The 14368-nt window shown below is 54.8% G+C and carries 11 protein-coding genes; 8 read left to right on the top strand and 3 right to left on the bottom strand.

From position 1 onward, the window contains the following. Positions 1–14 precede the first annotated feature (14 nt). Together IPF95_10225 and IPF95_10220 are read right to left on the bottom strand one after the other, a co-directional pair. On the bottom strand, positions 15–3641 hold the full coding sequence (locus tag IPF95_10225; protein MBK6475069.1) for a nitrate reductase subunit alpha: 3627 nt from the start codon (positions 3639–3641) through the stop codon (positions 15–17). A 16-nt stretch (positions 3642–3657) separates the two neighbouring features. Next, the gene (locus tag IPF95_10220) at positions 3658–4503 is read right to left on the bottom strand and encodes a c-type cytochrome (protein MBK6475068.1); all 846 of its coding nucleotides are present in this window, start codon (positions 4501–4503) and stop codon (positions 3658–3660) included. Between the two features lie 384 nt (positions 4504–4887). Here IPF95_10220 and IPF95_10215 point away from each other — a divergent pair, with 384 nt between their 5' ends. Both IPF95_10215 and IPF95_10210 read left to right on the top strand, forming a co-directional pair. After that, positions 4888–5229, top strand: coding sequence for a LysR family transcriptional regulator (locus IPF95_10215; protein MBK6475067.1), 342 nt, complete (start codon positions 4888–4890; stop codon positions 5227–5229). Positions 5230–5450: 221 nt separating this feature from the next. Further along, positions 5451–5846: a hypothetical protein gene (locus IPF95_10210; protein MBK6475066.1), complete on the top strand. Its 396-nt coding sequence runs from the start codon at positions 5451–5453 to the stop codon at positions 5844–5846. A gap of 12 nt (positions 5847–5858) precedes the next feature. On the opposite strand, the gene IPF95_10205 is transcribed toward IPF95_10210, so the two are convergent. Continuing rightward, on the bottom strand, positions 5859–6323 hold the full coding sequence (locus tag IPF95_10205) for a hypothetical protein (GenBank protein MBK6475065.1): 465 nt from the start codon (positions 6321–6323) through the stop codon (positions 5859–5861). A gap of 356 nt (positions 6324–6679) precedes the next feature. On the opposite strand from IPF95_10205, the gene IPF95_10200 reads away from it, so the two are divergent. The 6 genes from IPF95_10200 (at position 6680) to moaA (ending at position 14349) form a co-directional block, all read left to right on the top strand. Continuing rightward, positions 6680–8140, top strand: a complete 1461-nt coding sequence (locus IPF95_10200; GenBank protein MBK6475064.1) for a NarK/NasA family nitrate transporter — start codon at positions 6680–6682, stop codon at positions 8138–8140. Positions 8141–8311: 171 nt separating this feature from the next. After that, on the top strand, positions 8312–9589 hold the full coding sequence (locus tag IPF95_10195) for a hypothetical protein (protein ID MBK6475063.1): 1278 nt from the start codon (positions 8312–8314) through the stop codon (positions 9587–9589). A gap of 149 nt (positions 9590–9738) precedes the next feature. Further along, the gene (locus IPF95_10190) at positions 9739–11787 is read left to right on the top strand and encodes a TonB-dependent receptor (protein MBK6475062.1); all 2049 of its coding nucleotides are present in this window, start codon (positions 9739–9741) and stop codon (positions 11785–11787) included. After that, positions 11784–12419 (top strand): molybdopterin-dependent oxidoreductase, encoded by a 636-nt coding sequence (locus tag IPF95_10185; protein MBK6475061.1) that lies wholly within the window; start codon positions 11784–11786, stop codon positions 12417–12419. The genes IPF95_10190 and IPF95_10185 overlap by 4 nt, the downstream gene beginning before the upstream one ends. Before the next feature lie 213 nt (positions 12420–12632). Then, positions 12633–13334, top strand: coding sequence for a hemerythrin domain-containing protein (locus IPF95_10180; protein MBK6475060.1), 702 nt, complete (start codon positions 12633–12635; stop codon positions 13332–13334). 7 nt (positions 13335–13341) lie between these two features. Next, the gene (moaA, locus tag IPF95_10175) at positions 13342–14349 is read left to right on the top strand and encodes a GTP 3',8-cyclase MoaA (GenBank protein MBK6475059.1); all 1008 of its coding nucleotides are present in this window, start codon (positions 13342–13344) and stop codon (positions 14347–14349) included. The last annotated feature ends 19 nt before the right edge of the window (positions 14350–14368 follow it).

The following is a 14368-nucleotide window of genomic DNA, read 5'->3' as shown; positions in this document are numbered from 1 at the left end:
GCTATTATCGTTGTTCAGAATTCGACCTTATCCATTTTGCGCACCAGCACGTGGGTGTCACGGTTGGCGCCCACAGGACCCCAGTAATTGAAGTGGTAGGAGAACTGGCCATAGCCTCCCATCAGCAGGTTTGGCTTAAGATGTACGCGTGTGAAACTATTGTGTCCACCGGCTCTGCGCCCACCGCGTACCTGCGATTTCGGTACGGAATAGGTGCGTTCAGGTGAGTGGTACACGATGCAGACCCCACGCGGGATCCGCGAACTAACGCAGGACCTCGTGCAGTACACCCCGTGGTCATTGTACACCTCCACCCAGTCGTTGTCCTTGATGCCCAGTTCCTCCGCATCCTTCTCATTGATCCAGCAGGGTTCCATACCGCGCGAGAGGGTGAGCATCCGCAGTGTATCCCCGTAGGTGGAGTGGATGTGCCACTTTCCGTGCGGGGTGAGACAATTGAGCATCCTGGCCTTGCCGTCATTCACCGTTTTGCGTAAGTCGCCATACACCTGAGGTGTCGGTGAAGGCTTGTATGTGGTGAAGTGCTCACCGAACATGATGTAGCCGTCATGGTCGAGGTAGGTGTGCTGCCGCCCGGTCATCGTGCGCCAAGGCATCAATCGATCCACGTTATAGGTGTAGGCTGCATAGGCACGACCATCATTCATGAGGCCGGACCACAATGGTGAGGTATTGTATCGCCGGGGCTGGGCCTGCAGGTCCTTGTAATCGATCCGCACGTCCTTACTGCCTTCACCGAGATCGGCCAACACCATGCCGGCCTTAACCTCCATGTTCTTGTAAGCGCGGTCGTTCAGCATTCCGTTGGTGAGCGTGGAGAGCCTCAATACAGCGTTCACCGCTTCCACATCCTCCTTCAAGGAAGGTAGGTCATGGCCGTCGATCCGCTGCACGTGCCGCTTGTCCTCCTTCATCTCCGCATACACGTCATCGGCCATGTACGAGTTACCGTGCGCGCCCAACGACTTGGTCTTCATATTCCCGCCGAGCGAGATGTACTTGTCATAGATCTTGGTGTAGTCGCGCTCCACCGTCACGATCTTGTGCATCGTCTTGCCGGGGATCGGTTCGCATTCGCCCTTGCTCCAGTCCTGGATATGGGTCTGCGTGATCTCGTCGGCACTGTCGTGTTGCAGTGGTACGTTCACGATATCCGTAACTGGTGTTGGAAGGTGGTGCTTAGCCATTTCGCTGACCTTCTGCGCGATGATCTGGAAGATCTGCCAATCGGTCTTCGCCTCCCATACTGGTGGCACTGCCTCGGAGAGCGGATGGATGAAGGAGTGCATGTCCGTGCTGTTGATGTCCGCCTTCTCATACCAGGAAGCGGTGGACAGCACGATGTCCGAATACAGCGCGGAGGTGTCCATCCGGAAGTTGATGTCTACCACCAGATCCATCTTGCCCGATGGCGATTTGTCGCGATAGACGATGTCCTTTACCATAGGGCCAGCAACCTCATCGGCGATGTCGTTGTGGTGCGTGCCCAAGTAGTGGTTCAGCATGTACTCATGGCCCTTGGCGCTTGACATCAGGGCGTTGCCGCGCCAGATGAACCAATTGCGCGGGAAGTTCACTGGATCATCAGGGTCCACCACGGAATGCAGCAGGTCACCGGACTTCAGACGGGACACCACATGGTCCGCGATCTCTTTGTCCGTGTTCGCACCGGCGGCCTTCGCCTCCTTGGCGATCTCCAAGTTGCTCTTGTTGTATTGCGGGTAGTAGGGCATCCATCCGTTGCGCACGGATTTCACGATCCAGTCCGCCGAGTGCATCCGCGCCAGCGGGTTGGCATCATCGGGGATGCTGTTGTAATCGGCCTGACAGCCGTCATAACGCCATTGGCTCGAATTGATGTAGTGCCAGATGGGACCCTGCTGGAGCCGGTTGGCACCGACCCAATCCTTGGCCGCCATGATGGTACCCCAGGAATCCACGGGTGCGAGTTTCTCTTGACCCACGTAGTGGTTCATGCCACCACCGTTCTTTCCGTTGCATCCGGTGAGCATCTGCGCCATGATGGACGCGCGGTACATCAGGTTGCCGTGGAACCAGTGGTTGATGGCCGCGCCCACGATCACCATACACTTGCCTTCGGTAGCTTCGGCCGTGGAGGCCCACTCGCGGGCGAACTTGATCACTGTCTTCTTGCCGATACCGGTGAAGATCTCCTGCCATGCGGGTGTGTAGGCCTGCTCCTTGTCGTCGTAATCCTTCGGGTACTCACCTGCAAGACCGCGGCCTACGCCATACTGACCCATGGTGAGGTCATAGATCGTGGCCACAGGGATGCGCTTTCCATCCGCACCGGTGAGGTATTTCACCGGGATACCGCGGAGAACTTTCTTCTTCAATCCGTACTCTACGAACTCCACTTGGAGCACCTCTTCGGAATTCTCCAAGAAGGTCAGTTCGGGATCATAGGGTTTGCTGTCCGGGCCGTTCTCGTACTTAAGGTTCCAGTTTCCTGGTTCTTTGTCCCAACGGTAGCCCATAGTGCCCTTTGGTGTCACTGGTTCGCCAGTGCTGGAATCGAGGCAAAGGAATTTCCAGTCGCCGTTGCTGATGTCCTTGAACTTATCCAAGCGATTGGCACGCACCATTTTCATGGGCTTGAAATGCTCGCCGTTCGGCTCAAGTTCTACTAGGAACGGGCAGTCCGTGTAGCGCTTCACATACTCATGGAAGTACGGTGTGCGTTTGTCCGAGTGCCACTCCTTCAGGATCACGTGGGTGACGGCCATCCAGAATGCGCCGTCACTGCCGGCGTGGCAAGGGATCCACTGGTCGGCGTGTTTGGCCACCATGCTGAAGTCCGGCGACATCACCACGGTCTTGGTGCCGTTGTGCCGTGCTTCAGAAAAGAAGTGGATATCGGGCGTCCGGGTCATGCCCAGGTTGGCGCCCATGCTCACGCAGAACTTGGAGTTGAACCAATCGGCACTTTCACAGACATCGGTCTGCTCGCCCCACACTTCTGGGAACGCGCACGGCAGGTCGCAGTACCAATCGTAGAAGCTAAGGTTCACCCCGCCCATGAGCTGCAAGTAGCGTGCGCCGGAAGCGTAGCTCATCATGGACATTGCCGGGATGGGCGAGAACCCGATGATCCGGTCCGGACCGTACTTCTGCACCGTATGGATGTTGGCCGCAGCGATGAGCTCGAGGACCTCGTCCCAGTGCGCCCTGCGGAAGCCGCCCTTGCCACGGGCGCGTTGATAGCGTTGGCGTTTCACCGGGTCGTTCTGGATGTTGGCCCAGGCCTGTACCGGGTCATTCCCAGTCAACTCTTTCTCCTTGCGGAAGAGGTCCATCAAGGCACCACGCATCAGTGGATACTTCACACGGATCGGGCTGTACAAATACCAGGAGTAGGAGATACCCCGTTGGCAACCGCGTGGCTCGTAAGGCGGCAAGCCCTCCTCCAGCAGCGGGTAATCAAGGGCCTGCATCTCCCATACGACGATACCATCCTTCACGTGGATGTTCCAGGAACAGCCCCCTGTGCAGTTCACGCCGTGTGTGCTACGCACCACCTTGTCATACTGCCAGCGGTTGCGGTAGAACTCCTCCCACTGTCGGGACTTGGGCGAAATAATGTCTTCTATCCAGCTCATGGTATTCCGTTTTTTTTCAGATGGATCGCAGTTGCCGATCGTAGATGTCCTTCTTTATTGTATTCTTGATCCGACCGCGCCAGTGGAAGCCGAGCAAGACCAGGAAAGCAAGCAAACCACCGCCGCCATACACTGCGAAAGGCATGTAAGCTGATTTGGTTGTCTGTTGCGCGCTCACCTTATCCGCATTCTCCAGAAATGCTGCAAGCGAAAGGATCTCTTGCTCGGTAAGGGGTGCATTGGCGTATGCCGTCGCCATGGCTGGGAAAGGCGGTGCCCCTAGGATGCCTGCCACACCAGCGTGCCCCATACGACCGAACACACCGGTAAGGTCCTTTGCGAATGCTCCTCCCAATATCAACTGATCATTGGTCACATTATGACATGAAATGCACGCGGCCCCTTTGTTAGAGAATCGTGTCTTACCAACGAACAAAGCCTGTCCTGTTTCGCGATCAGCATCGGTGTATTCAACGGGCACTTCCTCCACTACAGCTACCTCAGCACCGGCAACAGGCGCTGCTACACTGAAACTTTGGATGTACGTAAGGATCTGGTCCACATCTCCGGCACTGAGACTTTGGTCCGGCATTACCATACCGTTGAAAGCTTCGGATAAGGCCACTGCATCCGCATCGCCCGACTTAATGACGGTTTGTGAGGACTTAACAAAGGCGTGGATCCATTCATTCGTACGCCGATCGGTGACGCCTGTGAGATCCGGTCCTACCAACCTCTTACCCATTTGATGACACGATGCACAATTCTGACGGAACAATTGGTTGCCATCTTGTGCCACTGCCGGTAGATGGACCAGCGGTAAGATCAGTAAGAACCAAAGGATCTTGATGAGGTGTCGCATTGGAGGAGTTGATTGATGTTCGGTTGCACGATGTTAGCAGGTCGTCACGATGGCAAATCTTAGAGACCTATGTCGAAACAAATATGATATGCATCATGTATTTACCAAAAGAAGTGATCGACAGGCCAAGAGGTCGATGGAATATCATCGATCCGTTACTTCGTTCTGATCAAGAAATGATCATTTCAGATCTCGCCGAACGCTATCGAGATCAGCTTGAAAGCGGCCATTCAAAAGGTCATTGGCGACATTTACGATCTGGATGACGACATTAGAGCTTGACCATTTTCACCGTACTCAATGAGCCTTGAGGTTATATTGCACCGTTATACCCGATCGACCATGACGCCCCCACGAAAAACATCCAGATCAACTTTTGCCGTGATGGGCAGCATATGGATCGTAAGCGACGGCCACGCTTTCTTGGGCCAAGGGCGGGTCGCACTGCTCGAAGAGATAGGCTCTTCTGGTTCAATAAGTGAAGCTGCTAGAAATATGGGTATGTCCTATAAGAAAGCCTGGCGCTTGGTGGAGGCCATGAACGCAATGGCAGAAGTTCCATTGGTGGTGCGCACCAGCGGCGGGCAGGGCGGTGGTGGTACATTGCTGACGGACAAAGGCCGCCATATGATCCATTCCTTCCGGTTGATCGAATCTGAATTCCGGACTTTTTTGGATGAGATGACGAAACGTACCGAGCTCAGGCAGCCAGCTTCGGCCAAGTGATCTGCAACGGTCGTAGCCCGATCATTTTTTTATGGACCGGACGGTGATCGATGCTTGCATGTTTACATTTGAAAGCGTTAAGGCCCATGTGTCGATCTTTGACTTGGAGCTAATGCAGGTAGTTATTGATGGATACGGTCACTTTCGGTAGTTCGCAGAAACCATGATCGACCTGCACATCGGCATACGCCACAACTGAACGGTTAGATCCCGACCGGATCATGTTCCAATACAACAGCTCACATAAGATCATCACCGGGATCATCATCGTCCTTTGGGCGGCATTCCACTTCACCGCGCGCGACAAGGACCCCAGCCGCTACGAGAACGGTCAGGTCAAGTACAGCGGCAGTGTTGTGAACGACCTGAACCACGGCCGATGGACCTGGTATTATGAAAACGGCAATCGCCGCATGGAAGGTCAATTCAGTAAGGGCAAGCGCCAAGGGATATGGACCACGTGGGGCAACGATGGGACGAAGCTTACGGAAGGCATGTACGTGAACGACCGGCTCAACGGCGATTACGCTCAGTGGAACGCCCAAGGGAGCGAAGTCTCGCGGATCCGGTATTTGAATGACGTGCCGGTGAGCGTGGACACAAGCTTGATACACTGATCACAAAAGCGATCAAGGCAATTCAAACCGAGTGCTCCACTCCTTGCTTGAACCGGTCTCCCGCGCAAGAACCATAAGGAAGCCATCCTTACCTTCCTTCTCTATCTTCCGTGCGATCACCTTGGACTCTGCGCCATCCGATGATGTGATCGGGTCTCCTGGTCTTGGCATGAAGGGATAACGGATGGTGATGCGCTGCTCGACATCGGTCACCAATTCCATAGCGCACGCAAAGATGATCTCCTCGATCTTCTCACCGATCACCTCATCGTCCACTTCGCCCTTGGCCTTTGGATCAAGCAGGTTAACCCATTTGTGGAATTGAACTGCGGCCTTTTCCGTCAATTCCTCTCGGATCTCCGGTGGGAACGGCGATCTCAAATGATCACGATCCGAGAACCAGAACGCTATCGTCTCGTGTAACGCTGGACTCTTACGAATGACCTCCAGGGGAACGTTCTCTTTTATTTCTGTCATGGATGGGTGTTTAGACAATGAATATTCAACCCGAATTTATGCGATAGGGTTCAATGTTAACCACAATTGGTCAGGAACGACCCGACCAAGAATGACACCTGTCGATCGCGTAATCCATTCGGCCCCGAAAGGTACCTCTATTCTAATTTCAATATATGATACACATCATATTATTTCATATCAACACAAATATATTTGCTCCGGAATATGGGATGGTATTACACCGGTCCGACCTAATACCCGACTGGGGGAGCCTTGAACATTGATCCCGCGCCCATTCACTAAATCACTACACGTTATCCCTGCTTTCACTTTGGACTCAACAGAATAATGATCAACTACGCAGAACGATGAACATGATGGAGAAAGCCACGGGCAAATCGCACCGCATGTTGACCTTGAACACGATCGCGTTCACTCTGTGCTTCGCGGCGTGGATGATGAACGGCGTACTGGTCACTTTTCTGGTGGACCATTCGGTATTCCATTGGTCCTCGGTGCAGGTAGGCTGGCTGCTGGGCATACCGGTGCTCACGGGTTCCATTTTCCGACTACCCTTAGGTATTCTCACGGACCGCTTTGGAGGCAAATGGGTATTCATCTTGCTGTTGGTGGTGGCCGCCATTCCATTATTCTTACTATCCTATATGAACTCCTTCGCAGGGTTTGCATTGATGAGTTTCGGCTTCGGCCTCTCGGGAGCCAGTTTTGCAGTGGGGATCGCCAGTGCCTCGGTATGGTATCCTAAAAAACAGCAGGGCCTTGCCATGGGCATCTTCGGAGCCGGCAATGCAGGCGCTGCACTCACCACCCTCTTCGCCCCCACGCTCTTACTTTACTTGACCCATGACGGAGCTGATCTGGAGGGATGGCGCCTGTTGCCCCAACTCTATGCTGCCGTGCTGGTGGGCATGGCCGTCCTCATGGTACTGTTCACCGAGAACCGCAAGCTGGGCGGACCGCCGCGCACTTTAGCTGCACTACTCAAGCCCATGCGGGTTACACGCATGTGGCGCTTTGGCCTGTATTATTTTTTAGTGTTCGGCTGTTTTGTGGCCTTCGCCCAGTGGCTGGTACCGTATTATGTGAACGTGTACGGCACCTCGTTGGTGACGGCTGGTCTGTTCGCGTCCATGTTCAGCCTTCCAGCTGGGCTGACACGGGCCGTGGGCGGCTGGTTCAGCGACAAGTGGGGAGCACGCCGGGTACTATATGGTGTTCTGGGCGCCTCGATCCTGATCAGCCTGTGTCTGATAGTGCCCAAGATGATGGTGGTATCGCCCGGTCGCGGGGTCATGGCCGCAAAAGCAGGCGTGGTGGAGCAGGTGAACGACAGCTTGGTAACGGTAGGTGGAATAGACTATCCGCTCACACGGATACGCCATGACTTTGAAAAGTTGGACAGTAGACAACTCGTTATGCCCACCAAGGCCAGCTGGCAACAGCCGATGGTGAAGATAGGGGACCAAGTGGGAAAGCGACAGCTTCTGGCAAGAGGTATCACGCAGATCTATTTCCAGGCCAATATGCGGGTCTTCACCATCCTAGTGATCCTCATCGGTCTCGTCTGGGGCATCGGCATGGCCGCTGTGTACAAGCACATCTCTGAGTACTTCCCTTCAGAAGTGGGCGTCGTTGGCGGCATGGTCGGGGTTATCGGTGGCCTCGGCGGCTTCTTCTGCCCCATCCTCTTCGGCTACCTGCTGGATGGCTCCGGTCTTTGGACCAGCTCTTGGATGCTCATGCTTGTGCTCTCGATCATGTGCTACTGGTGGATGAGCCGAGTAGTTAGCCGCATGATCCATTGGAACGAATGAACACATCCGGAATAAAACGCCTGATCGGTAAGGTGCGTGCAAATGCGCGTAAGCTTCCTATCAAGTGTGAATTAGTGGGCGGGGTGTTCCTGATCTGTTCCGTTCATGTCATGTAACGCAAAGAACTGGTCGGATCGGATCCATGCGCTTTGCCTGTCCGGTCTGATCACCATACTAATACCTCAACTTGCGTTCCCGCAATTCACCTGGGGCGGACAACTGCTGCAACGCAGTGAGTTCCGCAACGGCTACGGAAAGCTCATGGACACGATCCAGGATCCGGCGTTCTTCATTAGCCACCGCGCCCGCTTGCATGCCTCATTCACCCATAATAAAGTGAGCTTCTTCATGAGCGTACAGGATGTGCGCACATGGGGAAGTACCGCCCAAGCAAACGCCAGTGACGACTTCCTTTCGGTACACGAAGCCTGGTCGGAGATCAAGCTTGATACGAGCTGGACCCTGAAGCTCGGACTTCAGGAACTCAACTATGACAACGCCCGCTTCCTCGGCAATTTGGACTGGGCTCTTCAAGCACGGTCACATGACATCGCATTGCTGAAGTTCGAGAAGAACAAGACGAAGCTGCATGTTGGTGCAGCGTTCAATGCGGCACAGGAATCACTCACCCATTCGCCTTACGCCGTAGCCAACCAGTACAAAGTGGCGCAGATGCTGTGGATCGAACAAGGTTGGACCAAGTTCAAGTTCAGCGCACTGCTATGGAACAACGGGCTGCAGTACACCACTACGGATAGCCTCGGTGCACTGACCGAGCAAGGCGTGCGCTATACGCAGACCATCGGCCTACCGACAATTCGCTATGAGAACGGCGGGCTAACCCTTTCCGGCTTCTACTACCAACAGATCGGCGAGGATGTAGGGAAGCGTGAAGTAGAAGCCTACGACGCCAATGTGCAAGCCTCATACAAATTCGAATTCAACAAGGAAAAGGGATCAGCACTGCTCGTGACACTGGGTGGCGAGTTGCTTTCTGGCACCGCACAGGATGCCACCGACAAAGTGAACCGGTCCTACGCTCCGATGTACGGGACCAACCATGCGCATAATGGCTACATGGATCACTTCTATGTAGGTGGTCGTGGTGCGAACTCGGTTGGCTTGATGGACGTGTACGTACGTGTGAAATACGACCTGAACAAGCGCACCTTCCTTTCAATGAACATCCATGAACTACAGGCTCCTGCCGACGTAGTGAAGGACGGAAAGAAGATGGACAACAGGCTCGGCAACGAGATCGACCTGACCATGGGCCGGATCGTGAACGATGTGGTCTCTGTGCAGGTGGGCTATTCCCAATTATTCGTCACGAAGACATTACAACACTTGGAAGGCGTGCCTGCCATGGCGAATATCCAGAATTGGGCCTATATCGCCATTCTGTACCGACCGAACATCAAAAAACGGTTCACAGGTCTACAGTTCTGATCGGCCGAGTACGGGACCGCCGCACCGGCACCTTGAGTCGCACTTTCGTTCCGTCCACTATCGAAAAAACTGAATTATGACCTGTATCATTTTCTACCTACTCAAGCTTCGCTTAATTCGCGCTATATCCTGCCATACATAACGCTATCATGCATCCTTGCACACGACCGATCCCCACTATCGCCATGGTGCTAATGAGCCTCACGGCTTTAGCCCAGGCCACCACGGACAGCACTTCCACTGTTCAGCCCGGCCGTGTGTATGAACTCGGCGTCGTCACCATTGTAGGCAACTCGAAGCAGGATTCGCTCACCACGGTCACACCAAGAGACATCGAATTGTACAACAGGTTCAATGTGGCCGACGCCGTGAACCTGCTTCCCGGTGTCACGCTGGCCGCATCAGGCTCACGGAATGAAACCATGGTGAATGTGCGCGGATTCGACCTGCGGCAAGTACCCGTGTTCCTGGACGGCATACCGATCTACGTGCCCTACGATGGCTATGTGGACCTGGCTCGCTTCGCCACCATGGACCTCTCGCGGATCGACATTTCCAAGGGTTTTACTTCCATCCTGTACGGTCCTAACACCATGGGCGGAGCCATCAACATGTTAACGCGCAAGCCGGTGGGCAAGTTGGACTACAATGGCAGTCTCGCATTGATCAACACGAACGGGGGCACTGGAAACGTCAACCTCGGAGGGTGGCGCGGTAAGTTCTTTGCGCAGGGCGGGATCGCGTACATGCAACGCGGGGACTACAGCCTATCCAAGGACTTTGTGCCCACCAAGCACGAGAACGGAGGCCAGCGGGATGGTTCGGGCTTCACGGACCAGCGCATCAATATCAAGGCCGGATATGCACCGAACGCGAACACCGAATACGTGGTGGGCTATGTGCAGCAACACGGCGAGAAGGGCGTGCCGATCTATGGCGGCACTGATGAACGTAATCCCTTACTGAAGAAACCGCGCTTCTGGGAGTGGCCTTCGTGGGATAAGCAGAACGTGTACTTCATGTCGCGCAACCGCTTCCGTGGCTCCAAGGACGAGTTGAACGCCAAGGTATACCTGGACCGCTTCCAGAACGCATTGAACAGCTATGACGATAGTACAATGAGCACGATGACGAAGCCCTATGCCTTCGAGAGCCGCTATAACGACCAAGCCTACGGCGGCTCTGTAGAGTACGTGGCACAGGCCGTGAAGAACAATCTTACCAAGGTGGCAGCGACCTACCGTTATGATGAACACCAGGAGCACAACGTGGGAGATCCTGTACAGACATTTCGTGACCGAACGTACTCCATCGGCTTGGAGAACATCCTTTACATCAAGGAGAAATGGCAAGTAACCCCGGGCATCAGCTACAATGCACGTGGGAACATTCAGGCCGATAACATTGACCCGGCCACTGAGCAGATCGTACCCTTCGGCAGTGCCCCCGCGAACGAGGCGGTCAACGCCCAGCTGCTGCTCCAATACAAGCTGCACCCCATGCATTTCCTACGCCTAGCCGGTTCCCGCAAGAGCCGATTCGCTACGGTGAAGGACCGCTATTCCTACCGCATGGGTGCGGCGGTGCCTAACCCCGGCCTCGCCTCGGAGTTCAGCTACAACACCGAGTTCAGCTATACGGGCACATTCGGCAGCAAGCTCCAAGTGGATGCCGCATTGTTCTACAACAGCTTGGACGATGTGATCCAGCAGGTGGACAATGCGGTGGGCAGCAAATGGCAGATGCAGAATACGGGCCGCGCGGAGTTCCTTGGAGGAGAGCTCGCCGTGGCTTATGCTCCGCATGCCAACGTGCGCGTCGGTGCGAACTATTCGTACATCCAGCGGAAGAACCAGGACCGGCCCGAGATCCACTTCACCGATGTGCCGGCCAACAAGGTGTTCGCATACGTGGACTTCCGCCCGTCCAAACTGCTGTACCTGAACGCCAGCACGGAGTACGATGATTTCCGGTATTCCACGAGCTACGGCACGCGCACGGATCCATACACCTTGGTCAATGCGAAGGTCGGCTTCAACATCGGTCCGCGATTCTCCATGGAGGGCAGTGCGAACAACCTACTTGACACCAACTACGCTATCGTGGAAGGCTACCCTTGCGAAGGGCGGAACTTCATGGTGCGCCTGTTGTTCCGTTCCATTGATCCCACCAAACGCAAAACAGTACCAACACCATGAACACGACCATGAAGCACCTACCCATCTTGATACTTTTTGCTCTATTGGCACCTACTCAGGCTTGCCAGCAGGCAGGATCCACAGCTCCTCCGCCGGAACCCATGGCACAGGAGGACCACGCAGACCATACGGCACCGGGACACGTTTGTATGAAGCGTATCGCCCCGGAGGATACTGCGGACCACCGTAGCCACAGTGTTGAGATATACGGGGATGTGATACACCCGATGAAGTTCATGATGAACGACTTGAAGACCCTACCCATGCATGAGGGCGCGGCCTTCGATGTGGTATGCCAGACCGGTACGAAGATGAGTTCCACGAAGGGTTACAAGGGGGTGTTGCTCCGCGACGTTCTGGACAAGGCGGAATTGGCACAGGACGATCACAAGGACCGTAACTTCTACTTCGTGGCCCAAGCCACTGACGACTATATGGCCACCTTCTCCTGGGGCGAATTGTACAACCACGAGATCGGCGACAGCACCTTCATCCTGTTCGAGGAGGATGGCGCACCCATCGGTGCCAAGGGCGAGTTCGTGCTGATCACCGCCACGGACAAAAAAACCGGTCCACGGCATGTATTCTGGCTCAACGGTGTGGGCGTGCATAAAGTGCGCATACCTTCCTGAGTGCGATGACCTGGATGCACACATACATGGGTTCATGCACTGGAGAGGGCTGCTTCCCAATGAGAACGGGGGATACATTCCATGATAAAGATCATGTTCCTTTCTTCCAGAACTTGCGTTCTTTCGCACAAGACGGATCCGCACTGGGATCCCTTTCGCACACGATACCGCAGAACATCGAGTTCATCATCATACCCAGCAGCACATAACGCCATGAAGATCATTGACCCTGTAACCAAGAAACGATTGGATAATAAAGGCCCCAAGCTGGACCCGAGCCTGAAGAAGACCGACCCGCTCCAGAGGAACGTGGAGAAAGGCTTGGAGGACGAGGAGAACTCACCCATGGATCCGCCGGATGCTTACGGTGGCGCAGTGATCGAGGACGTACCTTATGAAGCAATGCATGCCTTGCTCCGGCGCTATATGGACGATCACAAGAATGCGGTGGAAATGATCGAGCGCTTCGATAAGGCGCTAGCGAAATATAAGGACCAGCAATATCGGATGGACGAGACGATCAGCACGGACTTCCATGACTTCTTTGAATACTTCGACGATGGATTGCTCGATCACAACCGTCGCGAGGAAAGACAATTATTTCCGCTGCTGCACAGCAAGCTCGTCGCCTCTGGTGAGCACAGCATCGATAAGACCCCGCGCACAGCGATCGACCTGATGGAGGATGACCATGTGAAATTCATCCAGCTCGGAGCCTTGTGTTTCAACATGCTTGGCCTTGCGGCACACCTTCATGATGCCCGCTCGGCCGCGTTCGTGCTGGACACGGCATGCAACACGGGCCGGGAGCTCACGGAATTACTCCGCCTGCATATCCATCGTGAGGACAACATCCTATTCCCGCTTGCACACAAGCTGATCACCACCAACGAGTTCGATGGCATCGCGAACTGACCGAGCGATGAACGAACAGGGCACGCTGTTGACGGACACTTTCGGAAGAAGGCACGACTATCTCCGGATCTCTCTGACGGAGCGGTGCAACATGCGGTGTTTCTACTGCATGCCGGAGGAGGGGATCGAACTTCGGCCACGGGAAGAGTTCATGCGGCAGGAGGAATTGCTTGCAATTGCCAGCACGTTCGTTTCCATGGGTGTGCGCAAGATCCGCCTTACCGGTGGTGAACCCTTGGTGCGCCGCGATGCCGCAGATCTCATTGAAGGTCTGGCCCGACTCCCCGTGGAGTTGGCGATCACAACCAACGGCGTACTGGTGGACCGGTTCATTGATGTATTCGATCGAGCTGGTGTCCGCAATGTGAACGTAAGCTTGGACACACTGAACGCCGAACGGATGCAACGGATCACGCGACGCGACTATTTCAAGGAGGTGAAGACCAACATCAGCTTACTGATGGAAAAGGGTTACGATGTGAAAGTGAACACGGTGCTGATCCGCGGAACGAACGACGATGAGATCTGTGATTTCGTTCAATGGACAATGGATGAAGGCATCCGGGTCCGCTTCATCGAGTTCATGCCCTTCGACGGGAACAAGTGGGACTGGAGCAAGGGTGTCTCCTTGCAGGAAGTCCTTGACATGGTGGGGACCCGCTTCGGAGCGGACAACATCGAACGGCTCCAGGACGGCCCACATGACACGGCCAAGCACTACCGGATCAAAGGACACAAAGGTTCGTTCGCGGTCATCAGTACGGTGACCAATCCGTTCTGCGATTCGTGCAACCGGCTACGCCTTACGGCGGATGGCCGGATGAAGAACTGCCTGTTCTCGGGCACCGAGACCGACCTGTTGAGCGCCTACCGCAAAGGAGAGGACATCACCGAGTTGATCCGTAGCACCGTACTCCACAAGAAAAAGGCACGCGGAGGGATGGATACCATGGAAGCGTTCAGCGATCCGGTCAACCACACCGGAAATAGAACGATGCAGTCCATTGGCGGCTGAGTCGGGGTGATCCAAGCTT

The sequence above is a fragment of the Flavobacteriales bacterium genome (assembly GCA_016704485.1).
Taxonomy (GTDB): domain Bacteria; phylum Bacteroidota; class Bacteroidia; order Flavobacteriales_F; family PHOS-HE28; genus PHOS-HE28.
The sequence above is the reverse complement of the archived record's forward strand: the minus strand, read 5'-3'. Positions and strand labels throughout refer to the sequence as shown.